Origin of the sequence: Crenobacter intestini, assembly GCF_004919095.1 — a bacterium.
In the GTDB taxonomy this organism is placed as follows: Bacteria; Pseudomonadota; Gammaproteobacteria; order Burkholderiales; family Chromobacteriaceae; genus Craterilacuibacter; species Craterilacuibacter intestini.
In genome coordinates this window covers 1-7,788 of record NZ_STGJ01000033.1, presented here as the reverse complement: position 1 = coordinate 7,788, position 7,788 = coordinate 1, and the positions used below count along the sequence as shown (strand labels likewise).

The following is a 7,788-nucleotide window of genomic DNA, read 5'->3' as shown; positions in this document are numbered from 1 at the left end:
GATCTACACGGGGCGCGGCATTCACGTCTATTGGCTGATCGAGCCGCTACCCGCTAAGGCATTGCCGAGGTGGCAGGCGTGCCAGCGCCAGTTGTGCGCGATCCTGGGCGGCGACCGGCAGGCCGTGGACTGCACCCGCGTGCTGCGCGTGGTCGGCACGGTCAACAGCAAGACAGGCCGCACCGTGACCGCCGAGGCAATCCACGGCGAGCGTTACGACTTCGACTTCCTGTTCGACCAGATCATGCCGGCGACCCGCGCCGAGGTGCGCCAGCGTGCCCAGGTGCGCGATATTCGCGCCGCGCAGGGCAAGGCAGGCACCAAGCGCAGGACGGCAACGGGTTCCATCTACGAACGCTGGTATCTCGTTTACCGCGACCTCTGGCGAATCGTTGACGCCAACGAATGGCGATCCAGCGGCGTGCCGAAGGGGCAGCGCGACCGGCTGCTGTTTCACATGGCGAACGCCCTGAGCTGGTTCACTGTCAGCGATTCGCTGGAGGCCGAGATCATCGACGTTGCCCGCAAGCTGATGCCGACGCTGACCGAGGCCGAGGCGCTGTCCTACACGTCGAGCGTGGTTGCCCGCGCACGGGCTGATGCCAAGAAGGACGACGGCAGGCGCTACAAGTACAAGCGGGTCACGCTTTGGAACGCATTGAGCGACCTGATCGAGCCGCACCCCGAGCTAGTCCACGAGTTGCGCGCCATCATCCCCGACGACTTGCACGAGCAACGCGAACGCGAGCGTTTGCAGGCGCATAACGCGCGTCGCCGCACCGTGGATAGGGCAACCTACCTTGCAACGGCAGAAGGGCGCAGGGAAGAGGCTAGGCGGCTTCGCGCGCAGGGCATGACGATCCAGAAAATCGCCACCGAACTAGGGGTGGCGCTACGGACTGCCAAGGGTTATTTGGCGGGATAGAGCGGGATGGTGCAAAGTCCGCACCTTGTATAGTGGGCTTGCCCCGCCCGCAGGGCTTCGCTTTTGGGGTTCGACATTGCCGCCAGTGACGAGCGTTTCAGCGCGCTACAAGCGCACCGAGGCCGCCGTGGGGGCAAGGCATCAGGCGAGACCCGCCGAGCCAAGGTAACGAACGGCAAGGCCGCTGCCGAGGCGTTACGCGGCGAAGGGATGAGCTACCGCGCGATTGCCGCCGAGCTGGGCGTCGCGGTTGGAACCGTGCATGGCTGGCTCAGGTGAAGTGTTCAACGAAGCCATAATCAGATAACCCGCCCCTGGGCGGCAGTTACGCGCCTCACGCGCGCGGAGGGATGTTCATGCTCAAGCTGTTGGTTGGCCTCGCGCTCTTGCTAGCCGTCGTGGGGCTGGTGTCCTGGCGCCGCCGTGCGAAGTACCGCCTTCGCCATTACACCTACCCGCACCACATCGAAATGACGCCGGAGGAGGAGGAGCAATTCAAGCGCGAGTCCGAAGCGTTCGGCGAGTTTCGCCGCTGCGAGGTTCATCGGACGTTCCCCCGACCTAGTGACATTCCCGAGGTGAAGGTGGGTGACGTTCGGAAGCGTTATGAGTGAGCACCCCGACTGCCGCAGGCGAACAGGCGGTTGATAAGGAGCAGCAAGTCCGGCGACCGCCGAGGTGCATCTTCAGCGTAGCCGCGCATCCACCAGGAGCAACCATGTCCCGATTCGCCGGGGTTGGGGTTGCTCTTCCAGTTTTTACATCAGGGTTTGAATAAGCGCCGTCGGGAGGGAGCCGAGGGACGGGCTTGCCCGTCACACGGCGATCCGCACGAAGAACAAGCGAGGCGAAGCCGGAGCGCGTCAGCGACGCATAGCCTTTTCACGCTGGTGTATCATCGCGATACCGAATGCTTCTTAACCGCTGTGGGCATACCCCATTGCAATGCGAGAAGCGGACGGGCTGATTCTCCAGGGCAAGAAAAAAGCCGCCTTGGAGGGCGGCTCTTTTCAGGTAGATCGTCTCGAGGCCAATCGAGAGACTGCCGGTTTTCAACCAGTCGGAGTGCGACCAGCTTTTGGGGTACAAGAGAACCCCGAGGATAGACTTTTGGAATCGCATTGGGCAACTGTTTTTGTTGCCACGGTGGCGTTTCAAAAGCCTCGCGGCTCGCACTCTGGCGAATCCCATAAAGGCCAGACAATGCATCAAAGTAACACCGCAGCACAGAAGTTCACCGACCCCGCAGGCGCTTGTGTTCGCCTCTCCATCAGCCGTCCGACGCTGTACCGCCTGATCGCGAATGACCCCTCCTTCCCGCCGAAGCTGAAGATTGGCCGCGTGACCCGTTTTGAGGTCGCGGCGCTTGACCGCTGGATGCTCGCCCAGGCGACCGCCAGCTAAGCCACCACAGCACGCAGACAAGGCATCGGCTCTACGCCGAGGCATACCCGCACCCGCTCGCATTGCGTGGGGTGCGACCTTGCCATGTCGCGCTGTTGTTGGACGGCATGGCTTTGCCCAAGGGGTTTTTCATGAGCGATTTTGATTTTGAGACGGAGATCCGCCGCCGGTTCGACCAAGTAGACGAGAGGATCAATCGGCTTGTTGCAGGCGCTGCGGAACCCGGCTGGTTCCAGTGCGATGAGTCCATCCAAATGCGCATCCACCTCGCGGTTCGCTCCGAGTTGGGGGCGGTGTTGGATGCCGCAATCATCCACCGTGAAAACGACGGGGGTGCTGCATGAGCGAACCATTCGAGCACACGCTGGCGAATATCGTGGAAGGAGTAGTGCAGTCGGCAGGCTTTTACCAGATGCCGAACGCACTGGAAGATGCGTTGCTGTCCTCGCCGCTCACCTTCCGCCAAGAGCGGGTATTCCGCGCCGTGCTGCGAAAGACGCTTGGCTTCAACAAGCCGTCGGACTGCATCGCCACCAGTCAGTTGTCCGCCATGACCGGAATCGACGTGGCAGACGTTCGCAAGGCACTGAATGACCTCGTTGGTTTTCGCATGATCGAGCGCGGCAGGCGCACCAAACTTGGCGCGTTCCTTACCCCTGTTTTGGTTCCGGTTGAGTGGGCTTTGCAAACAGGGCGAATCACCCTGAATACCACCCTAAACAGGGTGAATCACCCTGCGCAAACAGGGCGAATCACCCCCCACAAAATACAATTACAAAACACAAAGAAAACAAAGCCTGTTCCTGTCGAAAAAGGCGACACTCCGGCAGCCAAACCCGCCTCCCGCAAGCGGTCGGCCACTCTGACTCTTTCCGAGTGGATGACTCAAGAGCGCGAGGCCGGTCGGGAACTCCTATCTGCTGACGACCCATTGTTTGCCAGCGAGTGCGACAGGGGAAAGCTGCCCGTCGAGTACATCACCCTCTGCTGGCATGAGTTCGTGGCTCGCCACATCGAGAGCCGCAAGCGACAGGCAGACTGGCGGCAAACCTTCCGCAACTGCGTCCGCCAAGACTGGTACAAGCTGTGGGCGATAGACCGCAATGGGGTGTTCTTCCTGACGACAGCCGGCAAGATGGCTGAACGCCGTCACGCGGAAGGGGAGGCGGCATGAGGCAGACCCTAGACCGCGAAAGCCTCATTGCCCGTGAGCGGAACCTGATCGGCTCGCTGCTGCTCAACTTTGATGGTGCGCCGCTGCCCGAGGACGCCGCCAGTCTCAAGCCCGAATGGATCTGCAACGAGCCGCTGCATGTACCGATTGCACGCGCGTTGTGGTGGCTGGCTGCGGCTGGACGACCGCGCGATGCCCTGTCTGTTATCGAGCACGTCAAACGGCACGAGCAGCTTCACCCTGACGATGATGTCGAGAAGTACCTGTTCGGCTTGTTCCAGTCCCACACCGCATTCCCGAGCGAGCTGCAATCCACCTGCCGCCTGCTGGCCGACGAGGGCAAGCGCCGCGACATGCGAACCGCGCTGATGCAGGCGATCAACGAGATGGGCGAGCACGAGAGCTACGAGCAGGCGCTTGCTGCTGCCCTCGCCAGGATCGACGGCAAGGCGAACGAGGGCATGAACGTCGGGCTACTGACTGCCGAGGACATTGCCCATCGTGGGTTGGACTTCATCGACCGTGCGATTGGTGGGCTGGCAATGGGGATGCCGACCGGCTTTGGCTCGCTTGATGCGCTGCTATACGGCGGGCTCCATTCGGGCGAACTGGTGACGATTGCGGGCGCTGCCGGCGGGGGGAAAACGACCGCCGTAACCTCCATCCTCGAGAACCTTGTCAGCGACGGCGAACGGGTTGTCCTCGTTGTGTCGCGCGAGATGGGGGAGGAACAAATCGCCGTGCGCCACTTCGCCAGCCTGGGTGGTGGCCGCGTCCGCAACATGATGACCGGCGACATGCAGCAATCCGATTACGACGCCGTTGCCGCAGCTGTGGGGCGCTTGTCCGGCATGAAGCTGATCTACGATCTGGACTCCAACACGCCGGCTCAGGTCGCGCTCAAGGCCGCCCAGGTGAAGCGCAAGTACGGCAGGCTCGACGCTATCGTCGTTGACCACATCGGCCTGATGCGGAGCAACCAGCAGCACCAGCGCCGGCACGAGGCCATTGCAGACATTACTTGGTCGCTCAAGACGATGGCGCGGCAGATGGACACGACGGTGATTGCCGTCGCCCAATGCAAGCGACCCGACAGCACGCGGGCAGACGCCGTGCCGAAGCTCACCGACATGGCCGAGAGCGCGAGCATTGAACGTGACAGCGACACGGTAATCGGCGTCCTGGCGCACCGCGACGGCGACCTGAAGGGCTACACCGAGATCCACGTCCTGAAGGCGCGCATGGGCGAGATCGGCATGGCGGTGGCGAAGTTCAGGCACTCACGCATCGCTGAGGCGGATCTCGCCGAGTTTGAGGCGGCGCGCTCAATGGCCGCTTCATCGCTCGCCGTCAGCAAGACGGAGCGCAGGGGGATCAGGTGATGAAAGCAAAGCAATCGTTTGCCGAGCAGAAGCGGAAGGTAGCGGCGCTGCTGGCCGAGATGCAGAAGGTCGCCACCGAGCAGCGAAGCACGCAGGAGCCGAAGCCGAAGGGGAGCGAGAAGCCTCGACGGTAGATCAACCTGCCCCAAGCACCCCCGCTTTTAGCAAGGCGGGGGGTTTTTCGTTGGAGTTCTGGAAATGTATGTCGAGCAGGCAAGTTTTAACGCCCGCTGCTGCGCGATCTAGGCGAAGGGTGGGCAACCCCTCATTGGAGCGACGAAAGGCGCTGTATGCGCGTTTACGGGCGTTTCTTGTGGGGCTGGTGTTGGGCAGCATCGCATCGAGGGGGTAACGCCGAGCCTGCCGGCTTTCTGCGAGCCAAAAGTGATTACAAATGACTACACATTTCCGGCAGCGGGGCTGGCTACCACCATTCAGCACATAGATTAAACAATGTCATGTTAATGTTGGATGGCATGTGCATGAACGATGGGTGATTGCTGATGACGCAGATAGTTTCGGTTGTTCGTGAAGATGGGATCGTGCAAATCGTTACCAAAAATGGCGCTACGATCCACTATCCGTTGGTATTGCTTCCTACGCTTCTTGCCGCATCCACGGAGCAGTTCAGCGACTACCGGGTGTGTGGTTGTCGCATTCATTGGGATCAGATTGGTTTTTCGCTTTTGTTTGCAGAGGCATCAGCCTCTGACGAGCTTGCCCCTGCTGCTTAACAGCGACCTCATGCCCCGCCGAGTGCGGGGCTTTCCATGCCAGCTGCTGGATGCCAAGCACTCCGATGTGGTGCGGTCATGCTAAACCCAATTGTGTACGAATAGGGTGGTTTGCAATTACGCGACACTTTTACCCGATTCAGCGACCCCAATCGCATTGGGATATAGCGGGTTGTGAGACGTGGTGATACTGTCTGATTTGAGTATACTCAAATCGACAGGCGGGAATCATGAGCAACGAGCAGAGGACGGCACGGGTTTATCTTCGCGTTTCGACAGACGGGCAAGACCTCGCCCGACAGGAGGCGCTAGTCGATCAGGCGCGCGCGCAGGGCTTCTACGTTGCCGCCGTCTACCGCGAGAAGGCATCAGGCACGACGACCGACCGCCCCGAGCTACAGCGCATGATTGCCGACCTCCAGCCGGGTGACGTTGTGATCGCCGAGAAGATCGACCGCCTTAGCCGTCTGCCGCTGGAGCAAGCCGAAGCATTGGTCGAGGCGATCAAGGCCAAAGGCGCGAAGCTCGCTATTCCAGGCGTGGTGGATCTGTCGGAAATCGCCGCCGCCGCCGATGGGGTGGCACGGGTTGTGCTCCAGGGCGTGCAGGATATGTTGCTGCGCTTGGCGCTCCAGATGGCGCGCGACGATTACGAAACACGCCGCGAACGGCAAGCGCAGGGCATCGAGCAGGCGAAGGCGAAGGGCGTCTACAAAGGCCGCAAACCCGACGCCGACAAGCACGCCGCGATCCGTGCGCATCTGGCAGCAGGGCTGAACCCGTCACAGATTGCGCGCCTTGTTGGGTGCAGCCGTTCGACCGTTTACGCAGTTACGCAGGAGGTAGAGGGCAATGTTTGACCGAGTTGATGACGCCTATGTCGCCACGGGCGAGAGCAGCAAGGGTTGGTTCTTCGAGCTGCTTGTTTACGGGCGCAACGACGACGAGAGCGAGGCCGAGGCCGGCAACGTCGCCGTTGAGTTTGGAGACGGCTTCAGAAGCCGAGAGGCAGCACGGCAGGCCGGCGAGCAGGTTCTCGCCGTTTACCTGGGCGAACTGGATGCCGACACGCGGGCGCGCATCGAGCAGTCAAAGCGTTGAGGGCGCAGGGGCTATTTCAGCAGCCCCTTCTTGCCCTTCCTGCCCTTCTTTTCGACGGTTTCACTTGCCGCTTCAGGCTGTTCCTTGTGTTCCAGCAGCAGCATCATCCGGCGCAGGTCGAGGACGTTCTCGCGTAGCAAATCCTTCTGCGCACGTTCGGCGTTTAGCTCTGCCTGCAGGCGTGCGATTTCGGCCTGTAACAGCCGCATCTCAATGCTGTCTTGAGCGGGATCATTCGGCGCTTCACGAGATTCTCCAGGGCGTCGCAGACTCCCAAAAACCCTTATCAGCTCTGACGTGTCGATGATTGCAGAACCGTCGCTGTCTTTCGTATAGGACAGTTCCCCCGAGTGCATCTTGCGATACAAGGTCGCACGGCTTTTGCCGGTCATCGCTGCCGCTTTAGTTACCCCAACCAATGCCATGCCTCACCCCGTCGCGCTGTTTGTTCGAGGGGCATCATCGAGGCGTTTCTTTGAGACAGCAAGAGGGGCAGGGCGCGACCGTCGCGTACTGGCGACAGGCAAGGGGCAGGGGAGGGCGCGAGGTGGTGAATCTTGCCGACGCTGTTCTCGGGAGCAGTCCATCAGCGTATGCTGTGGACACGAAAAAGCCCGGCTGGAACCGGGCTTAGTCGCGGGGCGGTACTGGAATACCGACCCAATTTGAATGGCCCCATCGCAACAACGGATGCACACCCAAGACAGTTTGCATTCTACCGCGTGGGGCAAAAACCGAAAGCCCTATGTGATCGCCGCTGCAAAAAATCCCGAGCAGTACACCCTAGACCTCACGCACCCAGCCGGTCACGCCGACATGCTCGGGCAGTACCGTGCCGGACTTGCTCGCGTGGTTTGGCTGAAAGACCGCGCTCCCGCCTGGCGATCCCTTCCGCACGACGAGCTACGCGCATTGCTCGCGCAGCACTTGGCCGAGCCCGACGTTTACCTGACCCCCAACACCTTCCACGGCTGGCGACGCACGCAGCTATTGGCCGGCCTACACGCGCTGTACATCGACGTTGACCAGCACGACGGGGGTGACGTTGACCTGATGGGGCTGGCCGCG

12 protein-coding genes are annotated in these 7,788 nt (G+C 61.3%); 11 read left to right on the top strand and 1 reads right to left on the bottom strand.

Annotated elements, in window-relative coordinates:
* The 10 genes from E5K04_RS16410 to E5K04_RS16370 all read left to right on the top strand — a co-directional run.
* Nucleotides 1-925 (top strand): DNA-primase RepB domain-containing protein (locus E5K04_RS16410; protein ID WP_168929267.1); only part of this gene is annotated, 925 nt, incomplete at its 5' end.
* Between the two features lie 356 nt (nt 926-1,281).
* Entirely contained in the window at nt 1,282-1,539 is a 258-nt protein-coding gene (locus tag E5K04_RS16405) for a hypothetical protein (protein WP_136555919.1), read from the top strand.
* A gap of 331 nt (nt 1,540-1,870) precedes the next feature.
* Entirely contained in the window at nt 1,871-2,329 is a 459-nt protein-coding gene (locus E5K04_RS16400; RefSeq protein WP_136555918.1) for a helix-turn-helix transcriptional regulator, read from the top strand.
* Between the two features lie 131 nt (nt 2,330-2,460).
* Nucleotides 2,461-2,673, top strand: a complete 213-nt coding sequence (locus E5K04_RS16395; protein WP_136555917.1) for a hypothetical protein — start codon at nt 2,461-2,463, stop codon at nt 2,671-2,673.
* Nucleotides 2,670-3,503, top strand: a complete 834-nt coding sequence (locus E5K04_RS16390; protein ID WP_136555916.1) for a replication protein — start codon at nt 2,670-2,672, stop codon at nt 3,501-3,503. The genes E5K04_RS16395 and E5K04_RS16390 overlap by 4 nt, the downstream gene beginning before the upstream one ends.
* Nucleotides 3,500-4,885: a replicative DNA helicase gene (locus E5K04_RS16385; protein WP_136555915.1), complete on the top strand. Its 1,386-nt coding sequence runs from the start codon at nt 3,500-3,502 to the stop codon at nt 4,883-4,885. Before E5K04_RS16390 ends, E5K04_RS16385 begins: the two co-directional genes overlap by 4 nt.
* Nucleotides 4,885-5,019 (top strand): hypothetical protein, encoded by a 135-nt coding sequence (locus E5K04_RS17030; RefSeq protein WP_268907644.1) that lies wholly within the window; start codon nt 4,885-4,887, stop codon nt 5,017-5,019. Before E5K04_RS16385 ends, E5K04_RS17030 begins: the two co-directional genes overlap by 1 nt.
* 369 nt (nt 5,020-5,388) lie before the next feature.
* Nucleotides 5,389-5,619 (top strand): DUF2442 domain-containing protein, encoded by a 231-nt coding sequence (locus E5K04_RS16380; RefSeq protein ID WP_136555914.1) that lies wholly within the window; start codon nt 5,389-5,391, stop codon nt 5,617-5,619.
* 230 nt (nt 5,620-5,849) lie between these two features.
* Nucleotides 5,850-6,479: a recombinase family protein gene (locus E5K04_RS16375; RefSeq protein ID WP_136555913.1), complete on the top strand. Its 630-nt coding sequence runs from the start codon at nt 5,850-5,852 to the stop codon at nt 6,477-6,479.
* The gene (locus E5K04_RS16370) at nt 6,472-6,720 is read left to right on the top strand and encodes a hypothetical protein (protein WP_136555912.1); all 249 of its coding nucleotides are present in this window, start codon (nt 6,472-6,474) and stop codon (nt 6,718-6,720) included. Before E5K04_RS16375 ends, E5K04_RS16370 begins: the two co-directional genes overlap by 8 nt.
* 11 nt (nt 6,721-6,731) lie before the next feature.
* Here the strand turns inward: E5K04_RS16370 and E5K04_RS16365 are convergent, their stop codons facing one another.
* On the bottom strand, nt 6,732-7,145 hold the full coding sequence (locus E5K04_RS16365) for an entry exclusion protein 1 (protein WP_136555911.1): 414 nt from the start codon (nt 7,143-7,145) through the stop codon (nt 6,732-6,734).
* A 424-nt stretch (nt 7,146-7,569) separates the two neighbouring features.
* Between E5K04_RS16365 and E5K04_RS16795 the strand changes: the two genes are divergently transcribed.
* The coding region (locus E5K04_RS16795; RefSeq protein ID WP_205700408.1) for a hypothetical protein at nt 7,570-7,788 on the top strand (219 nt) is incomplete at its 3' end.

What these genes read in the sequence shown, in the direction of transcription:
- E5K04_RS16405 (WP_136555919.1), top strand. Translation starts at nt 1,282, where the DNA reads ATGCTCAAGCTGTTGGTTGGCCTCGCGCTCTTGCTAGCCGTCGTGGGG.
- E5K04_RS16400 (WP_136555918.1), top strand. Translation starts at nt 1,871, where the DNA reads ATGCGAGAAGCGGACGGGCTGATTCTCCAGGGCAAGAAAAAAGCCGCC.
- E5K04_RS16395 (WP_136555917.1), top strand. Translation starts at nt 2,461, where the DNA reads ATGAGCGATTTTGATTTTGAGACGGAGATCCGCCGCCGGTTCGACCAA.
- E5K04_RS16390 (WP_136555916.1), top strand. Translation starts at nt 2,670, where the DNA reads ATGAGCGAACCATTCGAGCACACGCTGGCGAATATCGTGGAAGGAGTA.
- E5K04_RS16385 (WP_136555915.1), top strand. Translation starts at nt 3,500, where the DNA reads ATGAGGCAGACCCTAGACCGCGAAAGCCTCATTGCCCGTGAGCGGAAC.
- E5K04_RS17030 (WP_268907644.1), top strand. Translation starts at nt 4,885, where the DNA reads ATGAAAGCAAAGCAATCGTTTGCCGAGCAGAAGCGGAAGGTAGCGGCG.
- E5K04_RS16380 (WP_136555914.1), top strand. Translation starts at nt 5,389, where the DNA reads ATGACGCAGATAGTTTCGGTTGTTCGTGAAGATGGGATCGTGCAAATC.
- E5K04_RS16375 (WP_136555913.1), top strand. Translation starts at nt 5,850, where the DNA reads ATGAGCAACGAGCAGAGGACGGCACGGGTTTATCTTCGCGTTTCGACA.
- E5K04_RS16370 (WP_136555912.1), top strand. Translation starts at nt 6,472, where the DNA reads ATGTTTGACCGAGTTGATGACGCCTATGTCGCCACGGGCGAGAGCAGC.
- E5K04_RS16365 (WP_136555911.1), bottom strand. Translation starts at nt 7,145, where the DNA reads ATGGCATTGGTTGGGGTAACTAAAGCGGCAGCGATGACCGGCAAAAGC.